The organism is Anabaena azotica FACHB-119, assembly GCF_014697625.1.
In the GTDB taxonomy this organism is placed as follows: Bacteria; Cyanobacteriota; Cyanobacteriia; order Cyanobacteriales; family Nostocaceae; genus Trichormus; species Trichormus azoticus_A.
Map to the genome: position 1 here is coordinate 1 of NZ_JACJSG010000056.1, position 26,222 is coordinate 26,222.

Annotated in this window: 26 protein-coding genes; 14 read left to right on the forward strand and 12 right to left on the reverse strand. The window is 41.8% G+C overall.

Annotated elements, in window-relative coordinates:
• Positions 1-204: 204 nt before the first annotated feature.
• Positions 205-1,602, reverse strand: a complete 1,398-nt coding sequence (locus tag H6G83_RS29125; RefSeq protein ID WP_190478603.1) for a serine/threonine protein kinase — start codon at positions 1,600-1,602, stop codon at positions 205-207.
• Positions 1,603-1,695: 93 nt separating this feature from the next.
• Between H6G83_RS29125 and cbiT the strand changes: the two genes are divergently transcribed.
• The gene (gene cbiT, locus H6G83_RS29130; RefSeq protein ID WP_190478605.1) at positions 1,696-2,298 is read left to right on the forward strand and encodes a precorrin-6Y C5,15-methyltransferase subunit CbiT; all 603 of its coding nucleotides are present in this window, start codon (positions 1,696-1,698) and stop codon (positions 2,296-2,298) included.
• Positions 2,299-2,410: 112 nt separating this feature from the next.
• Positions 2,411-3,298 carry a phosphatidate cytidylyltransferase gene (locus H6G83_RS29135; protein WP_190478606.1) on the forward strand — a complete coding sequence of 296 codons (888 nt, stop codon included), beginning with the start codon at positions 2,411-2,413 and terminating at the stop codon, positions 3,296-3,298.
• Between the two features lie 122 nt (positions 3,299-3,420).
• Here the strand turns inward: H6G83_RS29135 and H6G83_RS29140 are convergent, their stop codons facing one another.
• The gene (locus H6G83_RS29140) at positions 3,421-4,134 is read right to left on the reverse strand and encodes an LmeA family phospholipid-binding protein (protein ID WP_190478608.1); all 714 of its coding nucleotides are present in this window, start codon (positions 4,132-4,134) and stop codon (positions 3,421-3,423) included.
• A gap of 140 nt (positions 4,135-4,274) precedes the next feature.
• On the opposite strand from H6G83_RS29140, the gene H6G83_RS29145 reads away from it, so the two are divergent.
• Both H6G83_RS29145 and H6G83_RS29150 read left to right on the forward strand, forming a co-directional pair.
• The gene (locus H6G83_RS29145) at positions 4,275-5,042 is read left to right on the forward strand and encodes a pseudouridine synthase (RefSeq protein ID WP_190478610.1); all 768 of its coding nucleotides are present in this window, start codon (positions 4,275-4,277) and stop codon (positions 5,040-5,042) included.
• A 191-nt stretch (positions 5,043-5,233) separates the two neighbouring features.
• Entirely contained in the window at positions 5,234-6,031 is a 798-nt protein-coding gene (locus H6G83_RS29150) for a helix-turn-helix domain-containing protein (RefSeq protein ID WP_190478612.1), read from the forward strand.
• Between the two features lie 277 nt (positions 6,032-6,308).
• Here the strand turns inward: H6G83_RS29150 and H6G83_RS29155 are convergent, their stop codons facing one another.
• Positions 6,309-6,488, reverse strand: coding sequence for an alpha-ketoglutarate-dependent dioxygenase AlkB (locus H6G83_RS29155; RefSeq protein WP_313937327.1), 180 nt, complete (start codon positions 6,486-6,488; stop codon positions 6,309-6,311).
• 89 nt (positions 6,489-6,577) lie between these two features.
• A complete protein-coding gene (malQ, locus tag H6G83_RS29160; RefSeq protein ID WP_190478615.1) occupies positions 6,578-8,086 on the reverse strand; it encodes a 4-alpha-glucanotransferase in 1,509 nt (502 codons plus the stop codon).
• A gap of 334 nt (positions 8,087-8,420) precedes the next feature.
• Between malQ and H6G83_RS29165 the strand changes: the two genes are divergently transcribed.
• The 3 genes from H6G83_RS29165 to H6G83_RS29175 all read left to right on the forward strand — a co-directional run bounded on the left by H6G83_RS29165 (position 8,421) and on the right by H6G83_RS29175 (position 10,785).
• Entirely contained in the window at positions 8,421-9,788 is a 1,368-nt protein-coding gene (locus H6G83_RS29165; RefSeq protein WP_190478617.1) for a Rid family detoxifying hydrolase, read from the forward strand.
• Positions 9,789-9,909: 121 nt separating this feature from the next.
• Positions 9,910-10,350 carry an NUDIX domain-containing protein gene (locus H6G83_RS29170; protein WP_190478619.1) on the forward strand — a complete coding sequence of 147 codons (441 nt, stop codon included), beginning with the start codon at positions 9,910-9,912 and terminating at the stop codon, positions 10,348-10,350.
• 36 nt (positions 10,351-10,386) lie between these two features.
• A complete protein-coding gene (locus H6G83_RS29175) occupies positions 10,387-10,785 on the forward strand; it encodes a RidA family protein (protein ID WP_190478621.1) in 399 nt (132 codons plus the stop codon).
• Positions 10,786-11,583: 798 nt separating this feature from the next.
• Here H6G83_RS29175 and H6G83_RS29180 read toward each other — a convergent pair.
• Positions 11,584-12,945, reverse strand: coding sequence for a cysteine desulfurase-like protein (locus H6G83_RS29180; protein ID WP_190478623.1), 1,362 nt, complete (start codon positions 12,943-12,945; stop codon positions 11,584-11,586).
• 240 nt (positions 12,946-13,185) lie between these two features.
• Between H6G83_RS29180 and H6G83_RS29185 the strand changes: the two genes are divergently transcribed.
• Together H6G83_RS29185 and moaA are read left to right on the forward strand one after the other, a co-directional pair.
• Positions 13,186-14,220, forward strand: a complete 1,035-nt coding sequence (locus H6G83_RS29185; RefSeq protein WP_190478625.1) for an aromatic ring-hydroxylating dioxygenase subunit alpha — start codon at positions 13,186-13,188, stop codon at positions 14,218-14,220.
• Between the two features lie 504 nt (positions 14,221-14,724).
• Positions 14,725-15,711, forward strand: a complete 987-nt coding sequence (moaA, locus tag H6G83_RS29190; protein ID WP_190478627.1) for a GTP 3',8-cyclase MoaA — start codon at positions 14,725-14,727, stop codon at positions 15,709-15,711.
• Positions 15,712-15,809: 98 nt separating this feature from the next.
• On the opposite strand, the gene H6G83_RS35630 is transcribed toward moaA, so the two are convergent.
• The 6 genes from H6G83_RS35630 to H6G83_RS29225 form a co-directional block, all read right to left on the reverse strand.
• Entirely contained in the window at positions 15,810-17,450 is a 1,641-nt protein-coding gene (locus H6G83_RS35630; RefSeq protein ID WP_242044909.1) for a DNA double-strand break repair nuclease NurA, read from the reverse strand.
• A gap of 114 nt (positions 17,451-17,564) precedes the next feature.
• Positions 17,565-18,350, reverse strand: coding sequence for an HAD family hydrolase (locus H6G83_RS29205; protein WP_190478629.1), 786 nt, complete (start codon positions 18,348-18,350; stop codon positions 17,565-17,567).
• A 121-nt stretch (positions 18,351-18,471) separates the two neighbouring features.
• Complete coding sequence (locus tag H6G83_RS29210) at positions 18,472-18,915, reverse strand: type II toxin-antitoxin system VapC family toxin (protein WP_190478630.1); 444 nt, start codon at positions 18,913-18,915, stop codon at positions 18,472-18,474.
• The gene (locus H6G83_RS29215; RefSeq protein WP_190478632.1) at positions 18,915-19,157 is read right to left on the reverse strand and encodes a hypothetical protein; all 243 of its coding nucleotides are present in this window, start codon (positions 19,155-19,157) and stop codon (positions 18,915-18,917) included. Before H6G83_RS29215 ends, H6G83_RS29210 begins: the two co-directional genes overlap by 1 nt.
• A gap of 68 nt (positions 19,158-19,225) precedes the next feature.
• Positions 19,226-20,071, reverse strand: coding sequence for a metal ABC transporter permease (locus tag H6G83_RS29220; RefSeq protein ID WP_190478633.1), 846 nt, complete (start codon positions 20,069-20,071; stop codon positions 19,226-19,228).
• A gap of 170 nt (positions 20,072-20,241) precedes the next feature.
• Positions 20,242-21,039, reverse strand: a complete 798-nt coding sequence (locus tag H6G83_RS29225) for a metal ABC transporter ATP-binding protein (protein WP_190478635.1) — start codon at positions 21,037-21,039, stop codon at positions 20,242-20,244.
• 92 nt (positions 21,040-21,131) lie between these two features.
• Between H6G83_RS29225 and H6G83_RS29230 the strand changes: the two genes are divergently transcribed.
• The 3 genes from H6G83_RS29230 (at position 21,132) to H6G83_RS29240 (ending at position 23,015) form a co-directional block, all read left to right on the forward strand.
• The gene (locus H6G83_RS29230; RefSeq protein WP_190478638.1) at positions 21,132-22,106 is read left to right on the forward strand and encodes a metal ABC transporter substrate-binding protein; all 975 of its coding nucleotides are present in this window, start codon (positions 21,132-21,134) and stop codon (positions 22,104-22,106) included.
• Between the two features lie 181 nt (positions 22,107-22,287).
• Positions 22,288-22,635 carry a hypothetical protein gene (locus H6G83_RS29235; RefSeq protein ID WP_190478639.1) on the forward strand — a complete coding sequence of 116 codons (348 nt, stop codon included), beginning with the start codon at positions 22,288-22,290 and terminating at the stop codon, positions 22,633-22,635.
• A 230-nt stretch (positions 22,636-22,865) separates the two neighbouring features.
• Positions 22,866-23,015 (forward strand): hypothetical protein, encoded by a 150-nt coding sequence (locus H6G83_RS29240; protein WP_206759008.1) that lies wholly within the window; start codon positions 22,866-22,868, stop codon positions 23,013-23,015.
• A 23-nt stretch (positions 23,016-23,038) separates the two neighbouring features.
• Here H6G83_RS29240 and H6G83_RS29245 read toward each other — a convergent pair whose 3' ends face one another.
• The gene (locus tag H6G83_RS29245; RefSeq protein WP_242044912.1) at positions 23,039-24,139 is read right to left on the reverse strand and encodes a PDDEXK nuclease domain-containing protein; all 1,101 of its coding nucleotides are present in this window, start codon (positions 24,137-24,139) and stop codon (positions 23,039-23,041) included.
• A 103-nt stretch (positions 24,140-24,242) separates the two neighbouring features.
• Here H6G83_RS29245 and H6G83_RS29250 point away from each other — a divergent pair, with 103 nt between their 5' ends.
• Both H6G83_RS29250 and H6G83_RS29255 read left to right on the forward strand, forming a co-directional pair.
• The gene (locus H6G83_RS29250; protein WP_190478672.1) at positions 24,243-25,589 is read left to right on the forward strand and encodes a GTP-binding protein; all 1,347 of its coding nucleotides are present in this window, start codon (positions 24,243-24,245) and stop codon (positions 25,587-25,589) included.
• A gap of 340 nt (positions 25,590-25,929) precedes the next feature.
• The gene (locus H6G83_RS29255; RefSeq protein ID WP_190478646.1) at positions 25,930-26,208 is read left to right on the forward strand and encodes a Calvin cycle protein CP12; all 279 of its coding nucleotides are present in this window, start codon (positions 25,930-25,932) and stop codon (positions 26,206-26,208) included.
• The last annotated feature ends 14 nt before the right edge of the window (positions 26,209-26,222 follow it).

Here is a 26,222-nt window from a genome sequence, read left to right on the forward strand (position 1 = left end):
CTGACAGGTGTAGGTTTTTTATTGGTGTTCCAAAAACCTTGGTTTGGGGTGTAAGGGTGTAGGGGTGTAGGGGTGTAGGGGTGGATGAAACAATGATTTTCTCGTTAGTTTTATAGTCCTTACTCACTGCTATATTAAAAACCTACACTTGTGAGACTCCCTCATCTCCCCCCACTCCCTCATCTCCCCCATCTCCCCCACTTTCTACTCCCTACTCCCTACTCTCTCAATGGGAATGTTTAACCAATCACTTAATTCATAAGCTAGCCATTCTAATTCTGTTTCTGATTTAATTTTGGTGTTATCGCCAAGCTCATATTTTTTTGCTCCTGCCCAAATCTCTAATTGTGCGGGTACTTGAATTTTATCGCCGTCACTATCTTTGGCAAAATGTTTTGGTATGTAAATTAGCTTGCTGATACTTTCTCTCGGTGAAGGTTTGGTAAGATGGGACTTAAAGCCGAATAATTCTTTGGTGCAGGTAATTTGTTCGTTATCTAAACGTAGTTTGATATTTCTAAAGAACTCGAAAAGCAACTTGTCACATAAAAAATAGCTAGCATACAAAAAAGGCAGATTGCTTACAAATAAGGAAGTATTAAATGATAAGATTGCCGCTATAGTGAGAAGTACTGGTAAACAGCTCCAGAGGATAATAAATGCAACCAGAAATAACACTGATAACAGATTAGCACCTTCAGGAGGAATGACTATTTCCAATGAATGCCGATCTTTGCTGAGTTTAATTTTGCTACCTAGTGGTTTACTGACTGCTAACTTACCAACATCATGTAATTGTGGCTTATGCAAAGCTTTGAGTGCTTCCTGTGCTGAACTGAAGCGCTTTTCTGAACTGGGTTCAGTTATTGACTTTAACCAGCTTGTCAAACCCGGACTGATATTGACTAATTGCTCAAACTGGATGCGAAAATCTTTTTGGGGTAAGTCGGCGGGGTGAGTACCTGTGAGTAAGTAAATTAAGGTCGCCCCTAAACTATAAAGGTCGGATGCAGGTATTGTACGCCCACCAAACTGTTCTGGTGGCATATAGCCGTAGGTTCCTACCACAGTCCTTGTCCCCTCTTCTTTACCCAAGGCTGTCTGTACGGAACCAAAATCTACTAGATAAACTTGACCGACACTATTTCCAGAACGCTCTCCTAACAAAATATTGCTAGGCTTAATATCACGGTGGATTACAGGCGGATATAAACCGTGTAGATATATGAGAATCTCTAAAATTGCAGTGGCTATTTGTTTAACATCAGATTCGGTAAAGATACGCCCAGCTTGTAAGTGTTGCTCTAAAGTTTGGGCGCTTATATAACTCTGTACTAGGGCAAATCCTTTAAGAGTTGGTGAATTTAAGTCAAAATAGTCTAAATAACGAGGAATACTGGGATGAGACAAAGACTTGAGAGTTTCTGCTTCACGCTCAAACAGCTTGAGATCATCCCATTCAAAATCACTACCAAAAGCCACCAGCTTGACAATTACTAACTTACCAGTATTAACATCCTTAGCCAGTACAGTCCGCCGTCCTGCTTTTTTTCCTAATAGCTGTAGAATCTCGTACCGAGTGTTAAAAATTTCTCCAAGCATAAAAATTGCTGTGAAGCTAAGTTGTCCGAATTTTCATTGATTATAGCGTGTCAAATAAAACAAACTCATACCCTTAATATATTGTGTATTCCTATGCCTTCCGAACTTTGGCCTTACGTTACCCCGGGTATTCCCGATGAATTATTCGAGCATTTGCCGGGAATACCCCTGACTCAGCGAGAAATTCGACTGTTGTTAATTTCCCAACTGCGCTTAGAACCTGATTCTGTTTTATGGGATATTGGCGCGGGGACTGGTACAATTCCTGTCGAAGTGGGGCTACTATGTCCAAAAGGAAAAATTATTGCTGTGGAGCGAGATGAAGAGGTAGCAAATTTAATTAAGCGTAATTGCGATCGCTTTGATGTCAAAAATGTGGAAGTTATCGAAGGTAGCGCCCCAGAATGTTTACATGATATCAACATCAGACCTCACCGGGTTTGCATTGAGGGAGGAAGACCGATTCAAGATATCTTGCAAGCAGTGTGGCAGTATTTACCCTCATCAGGTCGAGTCATTGCTACAGCAGCTAACCTAGAAAGCCTGTATGCTATTTCCCAGAGCTTTTCGCAATTACAAGCGCGAAACATCGAGCTGGTGCAATCTGCGGTCAATCGCTTAGAAACCAGAGGATTTTCTCAAACCTTTGCCGCAGTTGATCCCATTTTTATCCTTAGTGGTGAGAAACTAGACTAGGGTTAGGGACTCAATCAATGGACAGTGGACAGTGAACAGTGGAAATAACTTAATAACTGTCAACTGTCAACTGTCAACTGTCAACTGTCAAACCCAATCCCCAAAAACTCGTATGCCTTGGTCTCGGATTATCAGTGGAATTGTTGCGATCGCCCTTGCTTTAACTGCTGTCCTGTTGGGGGGTTGGTATTTTACCATCGTTTTGGCGGTCATTGTTTTTTTAGGACAACAGGAATATTTTGATTTAGTACACACCAGAGGCATTTTGCCAGCCGCAAAAACTACTTTATTCCTCAGTCAAGTTTTACTGGTTACTTGTACTTTGGATAGCAATTTAGTTGATGCGGTCATGCCCATCGCTGGTACTTTTATTTGTTTTTACTTATTATTTCAACCCAAAATGGCAACGATCGCCGATGTTTCGGCATCGATTATGGGACTATTTTATGTGGGTTATTTGCCAAGTTACTGGGTGCGGTTACGGTCAATTGGCAGCGCCTTAGTTAGTAACATACCTTTGGGCGGCTACTGGCCGGGAAGTTTGACAGATATTTTTGACGAGAAAAATTTCGCCTCTCTACCACAAGGATTCAAAATTACAGTGCTGACATTCTTGTGCATTTGGGCAGCAGACATAGGCGCTTATACTATCGGTAAATTCTTCGGCAAAACTCGCTTGTCTGATATCAGCCCTAAAAAAACAGTCGAAGGTGCAGCTTTTGGGATCAGTGCCAGTTTAGCCGTAGCCCTGGCTGGCGCTTACTATCTTCACTTACCCCAATTTCTCATAACTGGGACAATCTTAGGCTTACTAATTGGCTTGGCTAGTCTTTTGGGCGACCTCACCGAATCAATGCTAAAGCGCGATGCTGGCGTTAAGGACTCAGGACAATTGATCCCCGGTCATGGCGGCATTTTAGATCGCACCGATAGCTACATCTTCACAGCACCCCTAGTCTACTACTTCGTCACCCTAATTTTGCCCTTATTTAGTCATTAGTCAGTTGTCAGTTGACAGTTATCAGTTATCAGTTATCAGTTGACAGTTGATAGTTGACAGTTGACAGTTGACAGAAGGCTTCTTCCTTTCCCCTTCCCCCTTCCCCCTTCCCCCTTCCCCAATCACGGATTAACATTGAGTCGTCCACGACAAACTAATTGTCCGGGGATCAGCTTCAGTTCTTGAATATCGACATCTGAACCTAAATCTACGTTGTAGGGATCGCTGCTTTCTATGAGGGTGACTTGGTTTTGTTCAACTCGGATTTGCGATAATTGCAGTTGTTGTCCACTGAGCAAGTCTAAATCCAGGCTAATCTCTAAGGGTATGGGTTCACTTGTGGATGTGAGGATAGCATTCAGTTTTACTTGCTGATGAGCGAGAATAATCTTCTGCCAAATAATAGGCTTGGATTTTGCACAGTATTCTGGTAAAAGAAGATCCAGTAAGTCATTTAATGCAGTCGATAATAGTTCAGATGAGAGGGAACTGTTCAAGTCCGTCTCGTCTATGATCAACTCACCATTTACTGGTACTACGTGCATTAATTGCAGTGGTTTGCCTTTAAGTATTTGGCCTATGTTGACCTGAATATTCTCTGCTGCGAGTTTAATTTGTGTAAGATGGAGATCCTGATAGATGGCATGATTAGCAAAGATGGAAACCCAAGGGATGCAGCCGGAAAGGAGTTGGCGATCGCTAGCTTTTATTTCCACTTGCAAATCAGAGACTTGACTAACTTGCGATCGCAACCACAGTTTTACAGCTGTGGTCAATACGTTCGTAATGATACGAATTCTATTTAAACCTTTTTTGGGGACGTGATTCTCTGGCATTTAACCACTATATAGACAGGTATTTGTTGGGTAATCAACCTAATTTTAAATAAGTCTTAACTGTAACATTTATGGCTACTATCTACAAAATGCCAAGACTATTATTATTTCAAACATCAAATTATCATCAGTAAATTTACATGGAGGCTAGGTTACAAAAAGTTTTATCTCAGTGGGGGATCGCCTCTCGGCGGGAGGCAGAAGAGATGATCAGGCGATCGCGGGTACACATCAACGGTGAAGTAGCTCAACTAGGTCAAAAAGTTGACCCGGAACGTGATACAATTACAGTTGATGGCAAGTCAGTATCTGCTCAAGCTCATCCCCATCTAACATACTTATTATTAAACAAACCCACCGGAGTATTGTCTACTTGCTACGATCCCCAGGGCAGAACAACGGTGTTAGATTTATTGCCAGAAAAATTAAGTAAAGGCTTGGGTCTTCACCCAGTTGGTCGGCTGGACGCAGATTCTACAGGAGCATTAATACTGACGAATGATGGAGATTTAACATATAGGCTGACTCATCCCAGTCATAATATCCCCAAGACCTACGAAGTATTAGTTAAAGGTCATCCTCCCGAAGCAGTGTTAGAAATGTGGCGGCGAGGTGTGCTGTTAGATGGGAGAAAAACCCGTCCAGCCAAAGTAAGCTTGCTAGAAAGTCTGGCTGACAAAAGCCGTTTAGAAATAGTTTTGCAGGAGGGACGCAACCGCCAAATTCGCCGTGTATCCGAACAATTGGGATATCCAGTAGTTAAATTACATCGCATTGCGATCGGTTCAATTCAACTACAAAACTCAAAACAACCCCCATTGCGTCAAGGGAACTATCGCCTGCTTCAAGGTGAAGAAATCCGTAGTTTGCAAGAGCAAGTAAAGCACATACCTAATAAGAGGGGTTAGGGACTGGGAATTGGGGACTGGGGATTGGGGACTGGGGGGAAAGGGAAAAGGGGAAAGGGAAAAGGGGAAAGGGAAAAGGGGAAAGGGAAAAGGGGAAAGGGAAAAGGGGAAAGGGAAAAGGAAGAAGCCTTCTGTCAACTGATAACTGATAACTGATAACTGTCAACTGAGGTAAGGAGTGTAGAAAAGTCATGAAATGGCTAAGAAGAAAGCAGGATGAGCAACCACAACTATCGTTAGAACAACAAAGGGCGGAAAAGTTGGCGGAATTGGGCGCTCAATTGTGGGCTGCCCGACAAGAAAAGAGTTTATCTTTAGAAGAAATGGTCGCTATGACTAAAATTCCCTGGCGACTGTTGCAAGCAATTGAGGAAGGGAATCTCAATGATTTGCCAGAACCAATTTATATTCAAGGTTTAATTAGACAATTTGCTGATGCACTCGGCTTTAATGGTGCGGAATTTTCTAGCGAATTTCCTGTGGTGTCTCCGCAAAAGAAACTTCAACCTGTAGGCGAATCTAAATCAATTAGCCTATTACGCCCTTTTCATCTTTACTTACTATATATATTTGTCATTATCTGCTCTATCAGCAGTTTGTCCCAATTATTGAATCATGCGGCTTTAAAGGCAGATCAAGAAACTACACCATTGATAAATCAAGAAGCTGTAGCCGCCGATGCGCCACCCAAACCAATCAAAACTGAATCTGTAAGTGATATCACCAAAGAAAAGAATAATCAATCAGTACAGGTTGGTGTTACCCTCAAAGCATCATCATGGATTCGGGTAGTAGCTGATGGTAAAACACAATTCGAGGGAACATTACCAGAGGGAACTCATCGAGTTTGGAAAGCCCAAGAACAACTGACAGTGAAAACCACTAATGCTGGTGGTGTGCTAATGAGTGTCAATCAACAAGCGGCCAAGAAAATGGGAGAACTAGGTGAAGAGGAAGAGATTAAGATTGCTGCTAGACCTCAATTGTGAACTACAAGCTAGGCGTATGGGGGTATAGGGGTATAGTTTTTAAATCTACACCCCTATACCCTTAAACCCTTACACCCTTTTTAAACCGTGGAACTCACGTTATAAATAATACGAATTTGAAAAAATAAGGTTCAGCCGTTTCTGCTGTAGGAGGGGAAGTAAGTCCTAAACTTGGGCGTTCGCGTAGCGTGCCGTTAGGCAAAGTCTAAGTTTGGGCATTCCCCCGTGATTACAGAAGCCGACACTGTACTTGGTACTCCAAGTCAGTGTGGGTAGTTCACATTATTACTCTGAATGTTAAATTGATTCTTTCTTTAATTGTTTTTGAAGCTTCTGGTATTTGGTGTTGCCAAAAATGTTGTGTTGAGCCTTTCATAATCAAAAGACTCCCCTGTGTCAAATTGATTGTAATGATATCTTGCACTCCCTTGTGGAAGCAGTGGTGGGCAATGCCCACCCTACGAAATCATATGGGTTTCTGGCTGCGATTTTTGCAATAATATAATGGTGCAAAATCTCAGCCTTTTTAAACCGTCGAATTGACGTTTATTTACCTTGAGGGGCGCGTCCGTAGAGTTTGGTGAGGACTTTGAGGCGATCGCTTAATTCCTGGGTCAATGCTGAGGTATCATAGCGCCATTCCCAATTCCCCGTACCAACGCTAGGGAAATTCATTCGCGCTTCGTTACCCAAACCCAAAATATCCTGTAACGGGAGAATCGCTTGATTAGCTACGGAACTCAACGCCAAGCGAATCAAGTCCCAATGGATACCATCAGGACTAACACAACCCAAATAAAGTAAAAGATTGTGTTTCTCGTAATCGCTGGCTTGATTAAACCAACCTACAGTTGTGTCATTATCGTGAGTCCCCGTATAAACCACGAAATTACTTGTGTAATTAAATGGTAAAAACGGGTTTCCAGGGTCAGAACCAAAGGCGAATTGTAAAACCTTCATCCCTGGAAATTCATATTTATCCCGTAAAGCTTCCACCTCTGGCGTAATTACTCCCAAATCTTCCGCCAACACAGGTAATTTACCCAGTTTTTGTTTAATTACATCGAAGAGTTCTTCCCCTGGTGCTTTCACCCACTTACCATTGATGGCTGTTTCCTCTCCTTGGGGTACAGTCCAAAAAGCCTCAAACCCTCGGAAGTGGTCGATGCGAATTACATCAACATAATCCAGCATCGCCTCAAAACGCTGTACCCACCACTTAAAGTCTTGTTTTTGTAATTCCTCCCAGTTGTAAACCGGGTTGCCCCACAACTGACCAGTAGCACTAAAATAATCTGGTGGAACCCCCGCCATGAGTGCGACTTCACCTGTTTGTTCATCTAGGCAAAATATCTCAGGATTTGCCCAAACGTCAGCACTATCATGGGCTACATAAATGGGGATATCTCCGATAATTTCAATCCCCCGCAGATTGGCGTAACTCTTCAACTCCGACCATTGGCGGAAAAATTCGTACTGAATGAACTTGTAATAGAAAATCTCATCAGTTAGTTGACGCTGTACCCTTTCCAATGCTTCTGGTTGACGTTTGGCTATTGCTGGTTCCCAAGTATACCAACTGGAACTGTTTTGCGTATCCTTGAGCGCCATAAACAAGGCATAATCATCTAACCAATAGGCTTTAGTTGCACAAAACCCTGTAAATTTTTGCTGCTGTATGTCAGATGCTCTTGTTTTAAAATTCTCACAGGCTTTTTTGAGTAGTTGAATTTTGATTGGTGCAACCTGTTCAAAATCAACTTTGTCTGTGGGAAAATTGGGTAAATTAGTTAAATCTTCCTCATCCAGCAAACCCTCATCTCGTAGTTTGTCTGGGCTAATCAGTAGATGATTCCCCGCCAAAGCTGAGTAGCACATATATGGGGAGTTACCGTATCCAGTCGGCCCCAAGGGTAAGACTTGCCAATATTGTTGATAGCTTCTTTCTAGGAAATCGATAAATCTGTAGGCTTCTAAGCCTAAATCCCCAATGCCAAATCGGCCTGGAAACGAGGTAGGATGCAGTAAAACACCGCTTGATCTAATAAAAGGCATATTTCACATCAAATACAGGAGGTGGCGATCGCATCGAATCTATCATGCTAACGTCACCTTGCAAAGCTATCGGGAGATAGGGGAGGGGGAGAGATGGGGGAAACCCACCCCTAACCCCTCCCAAGAGGGGAATATGGAGATGAGGGAGAAAGGCTAATGAAAATTTCTGTTTTGAGTGCGATCGCATTTTGCGAGATTATTGGCGTTATCGCCATTATGGCATTCGTCTTTGATTAGGTTAAAAGATTTAACTACAGAGACACAGACAAGAGTAAAGTACCTTTGACCTGAATTTCTGAGATTATACTGGGTCAGGAGTATTCGGGGATGCTTTATGGATGCGGAAACATTGTTAGAAAAATATGCTGCTGGGAATCGACAATTTCATAACGAAAATCTTAGAGGGTTAGATTTAAAAGGTGCAAATCTGAGCGGAATAGAGCTAAAAGGAGCAGATTTGACAGGAGCAGAGTTAGATAATGCAAATCTAAGTGATGCCTATCTAGAAAATACCAATCTTACTAGGGCATCTATGATAGGTGCAAACTTAAGTAGTTTAAGGAAAAGTTCTAGTTTAAATTTGAGTTGGGCTGACTTGAGTGATGCTGTCTTGACTAAGGCAGATGTCAGTAATGCCAAATTTAGCAACGCTAACCTCAGTAATGCAAATCTAAGTGAAGCAAAACTCAGCAGCGCTAACTTTAGTAATAGTAATCTGAGTAATGCCAACTTAACTAGAGCGTCTTTAGAAAGTACCAATTTTAGTAACGCTAACTTAGATAATGCCAACTTGAGCGATTCTAATTTAAATTATGCAAACTTTACTGACGCATTTTTGAACGAAGCAAAAGTTGTTAGATCCAGCTTAAGTAATGCCAATTTAAGCGGTGCTAACTTGACTGGTGCTGATTTTAGTCAAGTAAATTTATCTACAGCAATACTTAAAAAAGCAACTTTTTTGGAAGCTAAGATTCGCGGTGTTAATCTATCTAACCATGATTTGTCAGGAATGAATTTAACTGGTGCTGACTTGGGTGCAGCATACCTTAAAGGTGTAAATTTGAGAGGCGCTTGTCTTCAAGGCACAAATTTAGATAAAGCCGAACTGCAACAAGTAAATTTAATGAAAGCAAACCTAAGCGGCGCAAGTCTGAGAAAGGTAGATTTAACTGGGGCGAATTTATATGGAGCTAATTTTGCAGATGCAGACCTCACTGGTGCGATAATGCCTGATGGAGAAGTTTACAAGCCCGCCTCTGAGGTAGAAATCGGTAAACAGGAACTAGCCTTAGAAAAAGTGATATTGATGACTCCTCAAGTTATTCGTACTGATAAAGCACCCGCGCCAGTGGGGGCTTATAATCAAGCGATCGCTGCTGGTAAGATGTTATTTGTCGCTGGGCAAATTGCGATCGATCCCCGGTTGGGTGATGTTGTGTACACTGATGATGTCAAAAAACAAACAGAGCAAATATTTATTAATCTAGAAGCTATCTTGACGGCTGCTGGTACTAGCTTTGCTAACGTCATCAAGACCACTGTATTTTTAGCTGATATGAATGATTTTGCCATTGTAAATACAGTTTACGCCAAGTATTTTGATGAGGCTACAGCGCCAGCGCGTGCTTGTGTGGAGGTGTCACGGTTGCCAAAAGATGTGTTAGTAAAAATGGAATGTATTGCTGTGATTCCTGAAAGATAGAATTTGGTCAGTGGTTAGTGGGTGAATAAGGTAGTAGGTAGGGGCGGGTTGACAAATATCTACCATAATTGATGATGGTCTTGGTGAACTCGTTCCTACAACTGACAACTGACAATTAACAATGACTTATAGAAATCCTGCACCTACGGTTGATATCATCATCGAATTGATAGACAGACCGCATAGACCGATAGTATTAATTGAGCGACATAACGAGCCTTTGGGTTGGGCGCTTCCAGGGGGTTTCTTGGACTATGGGGAAGCGGTGGAAGTGGCGGCGCGGCGGGAAGCGCAAGAGGAAACGGGGTTAGAGGTGGAATTAGTAGAACAGTTGTTGGTGTATTCTGATCCTAGCCGTGACCCGCGTCAGCATACAATTAGTATTGTATTTTTGGCAACAGCGACGGGGGAACCAAAGGCGGGGGATGATGCTAAAGGTGTAGGTGTTTTTGAATCTTGGGTCGTCCCTAATAATTTATGTTTTGACCACGATCGCATTTTGCGGGATTATTGGCGTTATCGCCATTATGGCATTCGTCCTCGATTAAGCTCAACAGTTTAAATTCAACAATAGCCAAACACAAGGTTAATCACATCTATGGCTCATCAAATTATTCGTACTGATAAAGCACCTGCACCAGTGGGGCCTTATAATCAAGCGATCGCTGCCTCTGGTAAAATCCTCTTTGTAGCTGGACAAATTGCCCTTGACCCCACCACAGGCGAAGTTGTGGGTGAAGGAGATGTCAAACAGCAAACAGAACAAGTATTTGCTAATGTCCACGCCATCCTGCAAGCTGCTGGTATCAAATTTAGTAATGTAGTCAAAACAACTGTGTTCCTAACTGATATGAATGACTTTGTAGATGTGAATGCAGTTTATGCTAAGTATTTTGACCAAGCTAAAGCGCCAGCGCGTGCTTGTGTGGAGGTGTCACGCTTACCAAAAGATGCGTTGGTAGAAATTGAGTGTATTGCTGTGATTCCTGAAAGATAAAATTGTTGTCAGTGGTCAATAGTCAGTGGCTGGTTCGCCGTTTTCCCTACGCACAGTATGCGGAAGAAGGGACTAGGGGAGAATAACTAATGACTAATGACCAATGACTATAGCAGGGGACAGGTGACAGGGGACAGGTGACAGCTTCAAAAGCTGATTAATATAAGGGTTTTATAATTTATATCATGTCCGCTTAATCACTTATCATATCTTGGGGGTTGGTAATTGCTAATTGCTAATTGCTAATGATAGAAAACAATTACCTATTCGCTATTACCCATTACCGACCCTAGCAACTATATCGTAAATAATTAGCCGGACTTGATATTACCTATGTCCTAACCTCTGTGGCTACTGCTATAATACCAATTCTCTGTAACAATGCACTTAATAAAATTTTGCACCTTTGCATCTTCTCTACGAGACGCTACGCGAAAGCGTCTTTGCGTGAGCTTAACAGATAGCATATCTCTACATACCCACAATGCGGACATACATAAGTTATTTTAAAATAGCAGTTGCCTTATAAATTAGGACATCATTCAATCTTCAAACCTTGACTTTCAAAGACTTTTAACCCTGTTACCTGTCCCCTGCTATATATACAGGACTTACGCAAGTGTCACAATTGGTGGTTGGTGCGTGACGCTACAAGTCTCATTACCATGTTCAAATATTATCGCCAGTCACACACCCTACAAAAAAAATATGCCAGTTGCGTAAGTCCTAATATAGTTAATTTGGTTGGTAATGGGTTATATAATTACCAACCATAAGAATTGTTAAAACTGATGTGATTTAATGGGCGATTTCCTTTAAGGTTTGTAGTAATTGCAGTATTTCATCTACTGAATTGTAGTGTACTAATCCCAGACGTAATAAACCGCCATCGGCTTCTACACCTAGTTTTTCAGTGAGATTTAGGGCATAAAAGTTACCATGCCAAGAGAAGATTCCGCGATCGCCTAATTCTTTAGCTACATCTGCGGGACTTTTCCCTTGCAGTCTTATTGCTACTGTTGGTGTCCGCCAAGCAAAGCGTTGTGGGTCGGTAATACCATATATGGTTAAGCCAGGAATTTCTTGTAAGCCGGAAATTAGCTTATGACTCAATTCTCTTTCATATTGCTGGATGGCTGACATAGCAGCAACTATGGCGGCGCGACGACTGTGATAAGCTGAGGCAATTTCATGTGCTGGTTGTTCGGGTGATGTGAAAAACCGGGGACAGTGGAAATGTTCCAAGCCTTCTTTATCAGCCTCAATTAAGGCAGAAACTAACTCTTGGTCAATTGTGGGGGAAACATGACAACCTAATTTTGCCAAGTAGTTAACCGCCGCTACTACACCCGCCATTCCTTCATAATTGAGGGTTCCGGTTTCCCAACGAGAGGGAACTTCATCGGGTGCTGGTTTGACTTTATAGGGTTGTAGGTTCGCCAGATGTTCTCGCTTACCATATAAAACGCCAACGTGGGGGCCGAAGAATTTGTAGGCGGAACAGGCGAGAAAATCACAACCCAAACCATGCACATTAATCGGCCCATGAGGTGCATAATGGACTGCATCGACATACACCAAAGCACCCACAGCATGAGCTAGTTTGACTATGGTGGCGATATCATTGATTGTACCTACAGCATTGGAAGCATAGGTGACTGCAACTAACTTGGTGCGAGAATTAAGTTGTTGTTCTAAATTGCTCATATCCAAGGTGCAATCATCGACTTGGATATCGACAACGCGAATAGTTGCACCTTGTTCTGCCAAAGCATACCAAGAAGATATGTTAGCGGAATGGTCAAGTCGGGTGACGATAATTTCATCACCTGGTTGTATTGTCTGCCCAATAGCACGGCTTAAGCTAAAGGTGAGTGTGGTCATATTCGCACCGAAAACCACCTCATCATTGTCGCAACCTAAAAAATCTGCGATCGCAGCCCTAGCTGCAATAATTAAAGCATCTGTCCGCGCACTAGTAGCAAAAGCCCCATGTGCGTTAGCATTTGACCTGACTAAATAATCACTGATAGCATCTAAAACAGCACCCGGTACTTGTGTGCCACCAGGCCCATCAAAAAATATTGCTGGTTGTCCGTTGATTTTTTGTGTAAGTGCAGGAAACTGAGAGCGTATCCATTTCAAGTCTAAAGCTTCCATATCAGACTCCTTGGCTAATGGTATTTACCTATACCTTGAGCCACTGCGAAAAATTAATTCTAACTCACTTGTAATGACGCGGACAGATGTAATATTGTGTCTGGTTAAGGGACTGGGGATTGGGGATTGGGGACTGGGGGAGATGGGGGAGATGAGGGAGATGGAGGAGATGAGGGAGTGGGGGGAGAACAACTGACAACTGACAACTGATAACTGATAACTGATAACTGATAACTGATTATGTCTCAAACCTTATCTATTCGTGATGTGCGTCAGTTGGGTATTAACCTGAATCATTGGTATGTGGTGGCGCGTAGTGATGAAGTCACAAGTCAGCCTTTGGGAGTGACAATTTGGCATCAAGCGATCGCACTTTATCGAGACAGTGCAGGACAAATTCACGCTTTAGAAGACCGTTGTCCCCATCGGCAAGTTAAACTTAGTCACGGTCAAGTTATTGGCAATGAATTGGAATGTGCTTATCATGGTTGGCGCTTTAATCATCATGGTGAATGTGCAACTGTTCCATACTTAGCCGAAAATCAGAAACTCCCCAACTGCACAATTCGCCGCTACCCAGTCAAGGAACAAGATGGTTTTATTTGGTTATTTCCTGGTGAGAGTGAACCATCTGTAGAGCCTCTGGGTTTACCAGAATGGGATCATTTGAATTATATTGCTAGTGTGGCAATTATTAACTGTCAGGCTCATTATTCTTATTTAATTGAAAATCTGATGGATATGTATCACGGACATTTACATCAGGATTTACAAGCTTGGGCAGAAGCAGAATTACAAGATATTCAGGAAAATGATGAGCGTGTTGATGCTCATTATCAAGCTCAAAGTTATTATAAAATAGATAAAATTTGGTCTATTTCCCAATTATTTTTCCCAGCTTTGCGGCGCTTACATCCAGAACCTTTGGATGTCAGTTATATTTATCCCCATTGGAAATCTACTTTGGGTAAGGATTTTATAATTTATTGTTTGTTATGTCCGGTAAATGAGACACAGACAAAAGCCTATTTAATTCATTTCACATCCTTAAATGCTTTTTGGCGACTGCATAAATTACCTGTATGGTTTCGGCGCTTTGTCAAAGATAGTTTGTTTAATGCAGCTAAAAAATTCCTTGATGGTTTAGTGATTAAAGATGTGCAGATGATTGAAGAAGAACAACAGGCTTATTTACAAAATCCTCAAAGACGGAATTACGAGTTAAATCGTGCTTTAGTTAGCGTGCAACGATTGATGAAAAATCAAGCATCATAAGATAGGGGTGTAGGGGTGGAAAACTTTTATCTGTAGGGTGCGTCAGCCCCAATAATTTCGTACACATTCAAGGATTTTCCACATCTGACGCACCCTACTGGCTTGGCATTAAAATGTGGTAATAGATTGGGAAAAAATTGAACGCAGATAAACGCAGCGAAAAGTTCTGTAGGAGGGTTAGCCCGACCTAGGAAACTTTTCAAGACAGATAAACGCAGATGAGATAATGGATGTGTTGCCAAGATTTTTTGAATTGGTATGAGATTTTTCGCTAATGGACTATTTTAGGACTTACGCATAAAAACGAAAAATCAAGGGTTTGGGCAAGGGTGTAGGGGTATAGGGGTATAGGGGTGTAAATCTTTAAAACCCTTACACCCTTACACCCTTACCCCCCTACACCCTGTCTCAACAGATAACCTTGGTGCGTAAGTCCTGTATTTTAGTCTTGCCAGGCCACTACGGTAAGCTACGCTAACGCACATAATAGAAATAAAAACTATAATGAACCAGGTAGACTACCTCCGCATTAGCCTAATAGATCGTTGCAATTTTCGTTGTCAGTATTGTATGCCAGAGGGGTCGGAACTAGACTATATCCTCAAGCAACAGTTATTGACTGATGCGGAATTGCTGACTTTAATTCAAGAAGTATTTATCCCCGTTGGTTTTAGCCGCTTTCGGCTGACAGGGGGAGAACCTTTACTGCGTCCCGGTGTTGTGGAATTGGTGAGAGCGATCGCATCTTTACCCCAAACGCAAGACCTTTCCATGACTACCAACGCCTTTTTACTAGCGCCTTTAGCGCAAAACCTTTACAATGCTGGTTTACGACGCATCAATATCAGTTTAGATTCCCTCGACCCACATATATTTGACCAAATTATCGGTAGTCGTGGGCGTTCTCGCTGGCAACAGGTCTGGGATGGTATTCTAGAGGCTCATCGCGTAGGCTTCGACCCGTTAAAGTTGAATGTAGTGGTAATTCCTGGTGTCAATGACCACGAAATTCTTGATTTAGCGGCTTTAACTCTTGATAAACAATGGCACGTGCGGTTTATTGAGTTTATGCCCATCGGTAACGGAGAATTATTTGGCGATCGCGGTTGGGTATCTTCCGCAGAACTCCGCCAACAAATCCGCGATCGCTGGGGCTTGACAGAATCACAAATTCGTGGTGCAGGCCCGGCGGATGTCTTTCAAATCCCTGGCGCAAAAGGGACAATCGGATTTATTAGTCAGATGTCGGAGTGTTTTTGCGATCGCTGTAACCGAATGCGTCTTTCTGCTGACGGTTGGCTACGCCCCTGCTTATTAAATGAAACTGGTCAACTTGACTTGAAAACTTCCTTACGCGCTGGTGTCAGCACAAGTCAATTACGAGAACAGGTGAGACATTTATTAGAAATCAAGCCAGAAATTAACTTCAAAGGACGCGATTCTGGTACTACAGGAACCTATAGCCGCACCATGTCCCAAATTGGCGGTTAGTTATCAGTTATCAGTTATCAGTTATCAGTTATCAGTTATCAGTTATCAGTTATCAGTTATCAGTTATCAGGTTATTTTCACTGTCAACTGTCAACTGTCTACGCGATACTCCCTCGCTTCCTAGCTTCTTTGTAAGAAGTACCGACATTTTTCAAGCCGGCTTTAATCATTTGTTTTTCTAGTAGGGCGAAGAATCGGGTTTTATCGCCGCCTCTGACTACGGCTTGGTTGTGGGCTTCGGCGATCGCCACTGGATAACCATATCCTTTCTGCACCTGTGCTAACATCAATCCTAAAGCTTGGTCAAACATTTCTGTATCTTGAGCTACCCAGGCAGGAACTTCTATCCGTGCGATTTCTGTACCAACATGGACATAGCAAAAGTATATGCTGTGGTCTCCATAAAGCTCTAAAATCCTAGTATTACTCCGCCACAAGGGGCCGCGTTGTCCTGGTTGCAGTTGGGTTGTCCACAATGCTGTATCCCGCAGAGGGTCAAATACTTTACATGGTACTTTTTCTAATTGATTGGGGCAATAACTAGCACAATCAGGTGCAGTATGAGGACAAACCATTAAACGCAAAAAATTCACTGCTTCCACATTCCGGGAGGCGCTAACATAACCCATCAGAGGAATTTGAGCATGACGCATTTGCTGCCAAGCTTCTAAAATTGGGGGTAAGATATGATCTCTTGCATCTTGGGGTAACTGTTCTAAGAACCAGTAGATTAATGAACCATCTACCATTGCGAGAGTGGGGGGAGTGGGGGGAGATGGGGGAGTATCTGAGGTGGATGAATGAGTATTTGAGATAGATGAATCCGCCTCTGAGGTGGATGAATGAGTATTTGAGATAGATGAATCCGCCTCTGAGGTGGATGAACGAGTATCTGAGCTAGATGAATCCGCCTCTGAGCTAGATGAACGAGTATCTGAGGTGGATGAACGAGTATCTGAGGTGGATGAACGAGTATCTGAGGTGGATGAATGAGTATTTGAGATAGATGAATCCGCCTCTGAGGTGGATGAACGAGTATCTGAGGTGGATGAACGAGTATCTGAGGTGGATGAACGAGTATCTGAGATAGATGAATCCGCCTCTGAGGTGGATGAACGAGTATCTGAGCTAGATGAACGAGTATCTGAGGTGGATATTTCTCCTCTGCTCCTCTGCTCCTCTGCTCCTCTGCTCCCCCAGTCCCCAGTCCCCAGTCCCCAGTCCCCAGCGCCCTCATGTGCGTTACAAGCCAGTTCAGCTAAAACAATTGCTTCGCTGGCTGTGCGGCGGAAACTCATCCATTCCTCGGTTCTAATTCCCCACTGGCGGGACATATATAAATCTTCTTGGCGGTAAAATACCTCTGGCAAACTATCGAGTATGGGGTAGCGATTTTGTCCGTAATGTAGAACTACCCTACCGATATTTAACAGGTAACAGTAAGCAATTTCGTGGTGACTGGGGGAGATTTGCGAACCATCGGTGGCGATGACGGTATGTACCTTGGGAGGCGTGGGAATAGCTACACAGGTGTTAAGCGGCTCAAGGGGTGTAGCATTAGCAAAGAGAATGCGATCGCGCCACTTTTCCTGACGTTCAATTAACTCTTGTTGAAAATCGATAGCCTTTTTGAGATGCTGTTGCGCCAACTCTAAACGCTGGCGACTAGCCACAGCCTCTAGGGATAGATGCTGGCTTAAACCCTGCATTTGTCGCGCTAATTTCGTCAGGTCAAGCATAAGTTGTCAGTTATCAGTTATCAGTTATCAGTTATCAGTTGTCAGTTGTCAGTTATCAGGTGATGTTCCCTGTTCATTGTTCACTGATAACTGACACACCTAGTCCCCAGTCCCTCAAACCCACCCTGAAAAATCTTTAACAAATTGAGACAAAGATAATAACTGGATTTGCGGATCGCTTTGGGCTATTTTTCTTTCTGCTTGGGTATTATAGCCCCAGTCTGCCAAGAAAAGCTTAACATCTGCCAAGTCCGTTTGCTGTTGGACTAGCTGTAATGTTTTGAGTCTATCTTCTACAAACCATAAACTCACGGGTTTGTGATCTGCCGCTTGAATTAACTCGCGCAAAATTTCATATTTAGGACGCTTTACTTCTTTACCAAAAATTGCGGCTGCTGGTAAATCTACACCTTCTTGCTTTAATAACTGTTGGACAAAACGTCCCTCTTTGGTGGTGACAATATACAACTTAACTTCACTTGCTAGGGTGATTTTAAGTTTCTCGATTATACCCTGATAAAATCTATGCAGACTCAGCCATCCATCTAAATCGTTAGCAATCCATTTATCACGCAAGCCGTCTAATTTTGTGGCAATTTCTTTTGCTTGTAGATGGCTATCTAATAATATCTTTGGGGTAATATTTCCCCAGTTATGAAGGATATGATCATCAGAATTACCGTCTATTAATGCTTTGATTAAAACAGGCATTTCCCAACCTGTTTCAATTACAGGACGGAGACGATAAAATCTTAAAGCCAAATCATCTGGGGGTGCGTCATTAGCAGACGACCAAATTTGGCAATAAGTACGCCAGGCTACCTCAAAATATTCGATTAGTCCGTCGCAAATTACTCCATCAAAGTCCAGGGCTAAAATTGTGGGATTACTTGCGGTCATTGTTTACAAAATGAATACTGCTGTTGTCAGCTTAACGTATTCATTAATTATTTTCTGTATAAAAGTATCTTAATAAGTTAATTAAATACCCAATATTTGATGAATGTATTTACATTTCTAATCACTCTAATTGCTGCGGATTAACAATTACTATGTTTGGTATAACTACAAAATCACGAGGATTAAATGTTAATAAATGTGTAACTTCATGATAAAGCATTACTGCAACTATACGAGCATCATGAGTCCGCTTACCCATCACTTTGTAAGTTGTAACCAAATCTAACCAATTGACAAAAATATCTGAAGACTCCTCTAACAAAGGGAAGCGATTAAGAAGTTGATCTATTGTGCTTCTTATTTGTTCTACTGTCCATCCTAAACCATTTACTTCAACTGGTCTTGTGGCAACAACCCAAAACTCAACAATAATTTGATCTGTGAGAAAGCACTCATCGCCTTGTGCAAGTAAAAAAGATACCGTGTTTGTTGCTAATTCGTGCTGCACATCACAAGGGTTACACAGACGTATAATAACATTAGTATCAAGCAAGTATTTTGCCATTATTCATAAATGCTATCACGGCTAACGGCTTCATCTGATAGACTTAGACTGTTTTTAGGAAGTTGTGATACCCATTCCTGAAACTCTCTTGCTCGTTCTCTTGGTGTCAGGCTTTGCCACAAAGGGACAGATGAAATTTCTTGTTGTGATTTTAATTCAATAGAGGCTATATAATCAGCGATTTGCTGGAGTTGTTCTTCGTTGAGTTTGTCAATTTCTTTTTTTAGCTTTTCTCTCAGCATATTATTTTCACACTTTATATATACATAAAATTTCATTCATATCATAACATTCTCCTCTGTGCTAAAACCTATTTTTGATAAGTACTAGGTATCAAAACCCCATGTTTGGGACTAAATAATAATGCCAATAGGAATAATCCCGAAACTACTAGAACAATTGCTGGGCCGGAGGGCAAATTGTAGAAGTAGCTGAGGTACATACCGCTAATACTAGAAAATACGCCAATACCTGCACCTAAAAACATGACTTGGTGCAAGCGTTTAACTAATAGATAAGCTGTTGCTCCTGGTGTAATTAATAGTGATAAAACTAAGATTACGCCTACTGCTTTCATGCTGGCGACAATTGTTAAGGCAATTAGCAGCATTAAGCCGAAGTTGAGTTTATTTACTGGTAAGCCTGCGGCTTGTGCGCCTAATGGGTCGAAGGTGTAAAATAATAGTTCTTTGTATAACAAAATAACTACTATTAAAACAATGGCGGCGATAATAGCAGTATCACGTACTTCATCAATGGTAACGCCCAGGATATTACCAAATAAGAAGTGATTCAGGTCGATTTTATTATCTTTTTGAATAACCGTAATTAGGGTTACGCCAAGGGCAAAGAATGCAGAAAATACTATACCCATTGCTGCATCTTCTTTAATTGGCGATCGCGTCCTAATCCATGCGATCGCCATCGTACTCATGACCCCAGCAATAAACGCGCCTACAAAGATATTAGCACCGATCATAAAGGCGATCGCTAATCCCGGCAAGACCGAGTGGCTAATAGCATCACCCAACAGCGCTAATCTTTGCACCATCAGGTAACTACCCACAACCGCACACAATAAACCTACCAAAATTGCAATCACTAGCGATCGCTGCATAAAGCCATATTGCAACGGTTCAATTAAAGCTTCTAACATAATTTAGTCATTAGTCATTAGTCAATAGTCAACAGTCAATAGTCATTAGTCAATAGTCATTAGTCAATAGTCAATAGTCATTAGTTATTAGTCCATAGAAAGGTTAGAGGCTTATTCCTTTCACCCTTTCCCCTTTCCCCTTTTCCCTTTCCCCTTCTCCTTTCCCCTTGCTATGCTGCATCGGAAAAGTACATAACTTTACCACCGTAAGCATGACTAAGGTTTTCTTCTGTCAGAACTTGTTGACGGGAACCTGTGGCGATTAATTCCCGATTTAATAAGATTAAATCATCAAAATGGCTGATAGATTCGCCTAAGTCGTGGTTAACTACTAGGACAATTTTTTGAGAATCTGCTAGTTCGTGAAAGACTTCAAAAATTACTGTTTGGGTTTTTTGATCAATACCTACAAATGGTTCATCAAAACAGAAAATGTCTGCTTGCTGTGCTAAAGCCCTGGCTAAAAATACTCTTTGCTGTTGTCCACCTGATAATTGTCCGATGGGGCGATCGCAATATTCAATCATTCCCACCCTTTGTAGCGCATTTTTCGCAACTTGGCGACTCACCGCCGAGAAACTCCGCAACCAGCCTGTTTTCTTCACCCTTCCCATCATCACCACATCCCAAACTGTGGCGGGGTAACTCCAGTCAATTTGGCTACGTTGGGGAACATAGGCGACTTTCCCCAACTGCTGCATCAAGGGTTTGTCTTGATACAGTACCTTACCACTACTGACGGGAACCAAACCTAACATTGCTTTCATGAGTGTGCTTTTACCTGCGCCGTTAGGGCCGAATATCCCCGTCAGTCGTCCCGGTTTGACAATACAGTTAACATCCCGCAAAGCTTCCTGTGTACGGTAATGTACTCCTAAATGGGAGATATTAATTGCTGCTGTTGCTGTGTAGCTATTAACTGATTCAAAGGTAGAATCACCTGCTAAGGAAAAGTTCGCAATTCGCATAATGTCATTTCCGAGACTGAAAAAATGAAAAGAATATGAAAATACTGTACCTTGAAAAATGAGAGAAATATGAAAATTAATATAACAGTCCGATGAATACAATCACTCACTCAAAAGCCAGATATTGCTGGCAGCCAGTATTAGCAATAGTTTTGGCACTTTTGGTAGATGGATGTGCAGCAGTTAACTCTAACCGAAATAGTCCAGATGCGGGGGGAAAACCGCGAGTAGTTGCGACTAGCACCATCATTGCTGATTTAGCGCAGGAAGTCGGGGGAGAGGAAATTCAGCTAACGGGGATTCTTAAACCAGGGGCTGATCCTCACGTTTACGAACCAGTACCCGCCGATAGTCGGTATTTAGAAGAAGCCGACTTGATTTTATACAACGGCTACAACTTAGAACCAGGGCTGATTAAGTTAATGAATGCTGCTGGAGGTAAGGCGCGGAAGTTAGCAGTGGGAGAAGTCGTCAAGCCGTTACAGTTGGATAAAGGCGGCGCAGTAGTTCCAGATCCTCACGTTTGGGGAAGCGCAGAAAATGCAGCAGCTATGGTTAATAGTATTCGAGATGGCTTAATTGAGTTATCCCCCAAAGACAGAGAGAAATATACTCAGAGGGCTGCACAACTTACAAATGAGTTAAAACAACTCCATAGTTGGATTAATCAACAAATACAGACAATTCCGCCAGATAAACGTAAGCTGGTAACTACACATGATGCTTTTCAATATTATGGACGGGCTTATGGACTTGCGATCGCCGGCACATTAATTGGCATCAGCACCGAAGAACAACCAAGCGCCCAAACAGTGCAAAAATTAGTAGAATCAATTAAAAAAACGGGTGTCCCAGCAATTTTTGCCGAAACTACAATTAATCCTGCCTTAATTAAAACCGTTGCCCAAGAAGCAGGCATAAAATTAGCGCCAAATCAACTGTATTCTGATTCCATTGGTGCTAAAGGAAGTAATGGTGATACTTACATCAAAATGATGGAAGCCAACACCCGCGCCATTGTTGAAGCCTTGGGGGGAAAATATACACCCTTTCAACTAAAGAAATAAACCTTCAATTCGACCTGTATTTCTATAGTTAGAGGTGAAATGAAAATTACAGGAATAAGATATAACCACAGGTATGTAATTTCTGATAAAATAGTAAACTCTTACTGAAGAAAGAACTAATTAAAACTGGGATTTTCTAGATTGGGTGAGTAAACATAAACTTTTAATTTGTGTACTAGCCATGAATAACGAAAAACTAGAAAATCAAAATAATCAATCTGCAGAAATTAGACAACCAGTAAGTCAAGATTGGCATTCTCGTGAAGAACCCACTGCTAAAGAACAGAACCTAACAGCTAACCCAGGCGATAAAATTGACGATAACAAATCTCTGGAAGAAAAAGCCCAACAGGTAGCTGTAGATTCACCAGACATTACAGGCGACCATATTACAGTTCCTACTTACTTCGTTGTAGACTACCCCGATGGTGAGAAGAAAGCACTCCACCACGTAAAAGACGCTGAAGAAATTTCTGATGTAATTCGTCAAGCCAGAGTAGATGAAGACGGAAATCGCATTTGGTGGTAATCCTCTTACAATTCAAAATTAAGAACACCAAGTTTTGTAGGGTGGGCAATGCCCACCATTTGCTTATTGATAAAGTGTAAGATGTCGAATTAAAATTAAGAACATTTAAAAATAGAGAGAAACCATTAACTATCGATGAAGCCGAGGAATGGTTTACAAATATAACTCAATCGAAGTTGCGATCGCCTGATGCCCAAATAGACTTAAAGCAAGAAGTGAAATTAGACAATATGGATAGAAACACAGTCAAAAAATTCGAGAAAGCATATCGTGCTGTTTCTTATCTAGAACATCTTTACATAGACCATGATTTTCGGCTGATTAAAAGCCGAAGAGAAGCTACACAGCGACCAAGTTATACTATTGCTATCCGTTTGTAGTGTGTAATTAGTAGTTATGGTATTTATAAATTATCGGCATTCTCTACTTTTAATACTATTGTTTCTAACTCAGTTTCTAACTGCTCAATAGTTGGTAAATTATCATGTAATTGCTCAGGTAAAGTATCTTGTATTTGGTATGTAGAAACACCAATAGGCTTATCAATATCGCGTAGAGAATATTCTGCTATTATTTTATTTCTACTTTTACACAAAATCAGTCCAATTGTAGGCTGATCATCTGGATGCCTTAATAAATCATCTACCGCACTTACATAAAAATTCATCTTACCAGAAAATTCAGGTTTAAATTCCTCAATCTTAAGGTCAATCACCACAAAACAGCGCAAACGCAGGTGATAAAACAACAAATCAATATAAAAATCCTCGCCACCTACTTCAAGATGGTACTGACTACCAACAAAAGCAAAACCAACGCCTAATTCTAGTAGAAAATCCCGAATGTGATTGATTAATGCACGTTCTAAATCACGCTCTAAAAAATCCTCTCCTAAATTGAGAAAATCAAACTTATAAGGGTCTTTTAATAACTGCTGTGCTAATTCTGATTGTGGCTGAGGTAGTGTGTTGTTAAAGTTAGTAGTTGCTTGACCTTGACGTTGATATAATTTGCTCTCAATTTGATGAACTAAAACATTGCGACTCCAACCATGTTGGATAGTTCGCTGTGCATACCAAAGACGTTCTGTTGTGTCTTCGACAGCATCCAAAATACGGACATTGTGACCCCAAGGAATTTGTGCAACAACCTGTTGCACAATTTGCTCATCCTGGTAAGCTTCAGCCAACGCCCGCATATACTTGAGGTTTCTGGGTGAGAAACCTTTCATCTGTGGGAAAGCTTTCTGTAAGTCAGCAGCCAGTCGAGTAATAACTTTTGCCCCCCAGCCTTGCTGCTGTTGTCGATGTAGAATATCTCGTCCAATTTGCCAGTAAAGCAATACTAATTCTTTATTGACTGCAACTGCTGCCCTTAATTGGGCGCTAGAAATTCTTGTCTTTAATTCAGCTAAAAAATCTTCGTAACCTACAATATCTGATGTACTACTTTTTGCCAGTTTAGGTATATCATCCGTCATAAATACTTTATACAATCGACTCATTCTAACTCTACTGCTAAGTTGACTCAGACGACGACAGTTGAGAAATTAAAGCAAAATAGAAATGTAGCCTGTTGTTTAGCCAACCTTGAATCAAACTAACTCCGTGCGTAATTTGCAAGAAACTCACTTAAACCGCGCCCGCGCCAGCTTGAGACAAGCATTGTCTTGGTATGGATATCTTCGTAAGTCTGGACATTTATCATATAACCCAGAGTTGGCGGGTTTGGTGAAACCAGAAATAGAATTGTTAAATTCTACACTGAGCAAGCTGGACTCTAACATAATTAGAATCGCCGCCTTTGGTTTAGTCAGTCGGGGCAAGTCGGCGGTGTTAAATGCTTTATTGGGCAGTAAAATTTTACAAACAGGCCCCCTCAACGGTGTGACTCAATGGCCCCGTTCTGTACGTTGGCAAGCTGGGGGCAAGGTGATAGTAGAATTAATTGATACACCAGGACTAGATGAAATTCAGGGTGAGTCACGCGCCCAAATGGCGCGGGATGTGGTGCGTCAAGCTGATTTAATTTTATTTGTGGTGTCTGGGGATATTACCCGGACTGAATATCAAGCCCTGCTGGAGTTACGACAGGCGCAGAAACCGCTAATTTTAGTGTTTAACAAAATCGACTTATACCCAGATACAGACCGAGCCGCGATATATAAAAATTTACAACAATTAGGTGCGGGAAATCCTCAAGCCAAGCCGCTACTACCCGATGAAATTGTCATGATAGCGGCGGAACCTGCACCGATGGAAGTCAGGGTGGAATGGCCTGATGGTCAGGTAAGTTATGAATGGGAAACGCCACCGCCACAGGTAGATGAACTTAAGCAGACTATTTTAAATATACTCAATCGGGAAGGCCGATCGCTCCTAGCATTAAATGCACTGATTCAAGCAAGAGATGCAGAAGCGGCGATCGCCCAAAAAACTCTTGACATCCGCCAGCAAGAAGCGGAGGATATCATCTGGCAGTATACCAAATACAAAGCCCTCGCCGTAGGGTTAAATCCCATCGCCTTTTTCGATATTCTGGGTGGAACTATCGCTGATTTGGCTTTAATTCGTTCCCTGGCGCGGTTGTACGGTTTACCGATGACTAGCTACGAAGCCGGGAAAATCTTAAAAACCATCTTCATGAGTTGTGGGGGCTTATTGCTGGGAGAATTGGGTAGTAGCTTCATGTTGGGTTTAGGTAAAAGTACAGCCGCCTTAACCAGTGGCGATAATCCCACCAATATTACAGCCTTTGCTGGAAGTGCGATCGCTCAAGCGGGAATTGCTGGTTATGGCGCATATTCTGTAGGTAAAGCCGCCCAAGTATATCTAGAAAAAGGCTGCACTTGGGGACAATTAGGCGCTAGTACAGTCATTGCAGAAATCCTTTCCCAAGTAGACCAAAATACAATTCTGTATCGGTTGCAACAAGAACTGCATATAAAATATTGAGATTCAATAAAAATTTTGACTAAATAACTACTATTGTTGAGAACTTATCAATTTACATCAAAATCCTCTGATAATCCTGCCCAAATGCTATTTTCCGAGGCAATATAAAAGAGGAGGCAAAAGGCTTAATCAGTTGACAGTTGACAGCTTATTTCCACTGATAACTGATAACTGATAACTGATAACTGACTTTCAAGTGAGGGATTCCCACTAAGAATTGGTCAGAAAATGGCGGTGTTCAACACCATGCTTTTGGGGAAGCCTATCTAAACTAGAAATATAAGTCCTGAAGACAATAACAACTAACACGCATAGCGTAATCAACAGAGGCAACAATATCATGACAGCAATTTATAATGTAGCTCCCAACGCTTTCAACGCTGACAAAGATGAAGCTACAGATTTAGAAAAAGCCATCCTCTCGGCGATCGCAGAAGCTCGTTCTACTTGTGAACTCAACGGCGATGGTTCTCCCAACTGTGCGGTAGCTTGGGACATTGTAGAAGAATTACAAGCTGAAAAGTCTCATCAACTACAAGCCAAAAAACACAAAAATTCTCTAGAATCTTTCTGTGATTTGCATCCAGAAGCTTTAGAATGTCTGATATATGACATTTAATTAATGGCTGATAT

Coding starts and splice junctions, on each gene's coding strand:
- H6G83_RS29125 (WP_190478603.1), bottom strand. CDS start 1,602: ATGCTTGGAGAAATTTTTAACACTCGGTACGAGATTCTACAGCTATTA.
- H6G83_RS29215 (WP_190478632.1), bottom strand. CDS start 19,157: ATGCTGAGAGAAAAGCTAAAAAAAGAAATTGACAAACTCAACGAAGAA.
- H6G83_RS29230 (WP_190478638.1), top strand. CDS start 21,132: ATGAATACAATCACTCACTCAAAAGCCAGATATTGCTGGCAGCCAGTA.
- cbiT (WP_190478605.1), top strand. CDS start 1,696: ATGCCTTCCGAACTTTGGCCTTACGTTACCCCGGGTATTCCCGATGAA.
- H6G83_RS29180 (WP_190478623.1), bottom strand. CDS start 12,945: ATGGAAGCTTTAGACTTGAAATGGATACGCTCTCAGTTTCCTGCACTT.
- H6G83_RS29140 (WP_190478608.1), bottom strand. CDS start 4,134: ATGCCAGAGAATCACGTCCCCAAAAAAGGTTTAAATAGAATTCGTATC.
- moaA (WP_190478627.1), top strand. CDS start 14,725: ATGAACCAGGTAGACTACCTCCGCATTAGCCTAATAGATCGTTGCAAT.
- H6G83_RS29170 (WP_190478619.1), top strand. CDS start 9,910: ATGACTTATAGAAATCCTGCACCTACGGTTGATATCATCATCGAATTG.
- H6G83_RS29240 (WP_206759008.1), top strand. CDS start 22,866: ATGGATAGAAACACAGTCAAAAAATTCGAGAAAGCATATCGTGCTGTT.
- malQ (WP_190478615.1), bottom strand. CDS start 8,086: ATGCCTTTTATTAGATCAAGCGGTGTTTTACTGCATCCTACCTCGTTT.
- H6G83_RS29145 (WP_190478610.1), top strand. CDS start 4,275: ATGGAGGCTAGGTTACAAAAAGTTTTATCTCAGTGGGGGATCGCCTCT.
- H6G83_RS29235 (WP_190478639.1), top strand. CDS start 22,288: ATGAATAACGAAAAACTAGAAAATCAAAATAATCAATCTGCAGAAATT.
- H6G83_RS29225 (WP_190478635.1), bottom strand. CDS start 21,039: ATGCGAATTGCGAACTTTTCCTTAGCAGGTGATTCTACCTTTGAATCA.
- H6G83_RS29220 (WP_190478633.1), bottom strand. CDS start 20,071: ATGTTAGAAGCTTTAATTGAACCGTTGCAATATGGCTTTATGCAGCGA.
- H6G83_RS29205 (WP_190478629.1), bottom strand. CDS start 18,350: ATGACCGCAAGTAATCCCACAATTTTAGCCCTGGACTTTGATGGAGTA.
- H6G83_RS29245 (WP_242044912.1), bottom strand. CDS start 24,139: ATGAGTCGATTGTATAAAGTATTTATGACGGATGATATACCTAAACTG.
- H6G83_RS29210 (WP_190478630.1), bottom strand. CDS start 18,915: ATGGCAAAATACTTGCTTGATACTAATGTTATTATACGTCTGTGTAAC.
- H6G83_RS29255 (WP_190478646.1), top strand. CDS start 25,930: ATGACAGCAATTTATAATGTAGCTCCCAACGCTTTCAACGCTGACAAA.
- H6G83_RS29150 (WP_190478612.1), top strand. CDS start 5,234: ATGAAATGGCTAAGAAGAAAGCAGGATGAGCAACCACAACTATCGTTA.
- H6G83_RS29175 (WP_190478621.1), top strand. CDS start 10,387: ATGGCTCATCAAATTATTCGTACTGATAAAGCACCTGCACCAGTGGGG.
- H6G83_RS29185 (WP_190478625.1), top strand. CDS start 13,186: ATGTCTCAAACCTTATCTATTCGTGATGTGCGTCAGTTGGGTATTAAC.
- H6G83_RS29165 (WP_190478617.1), top strand. CDS start 8,421: ATGGATGCGGAAACATTGTTAGAAAAATATGCTGCTGGGAATCGACAA.
- H6G83_RS35630 (WP_242044909.1), bottom strand. CDS start 17,450: ATGCTTGACCTGACGAAATTAGCGCGACAAATGCAGGGTTTAAGCCAG.
- H6G83_RS29135 (WP_190478606.1), top strand. CDS start 2,411: ATGCCTTGGTCTCGGATTATCAGTGGAATTGTTGCGATCGCCCTTGCT.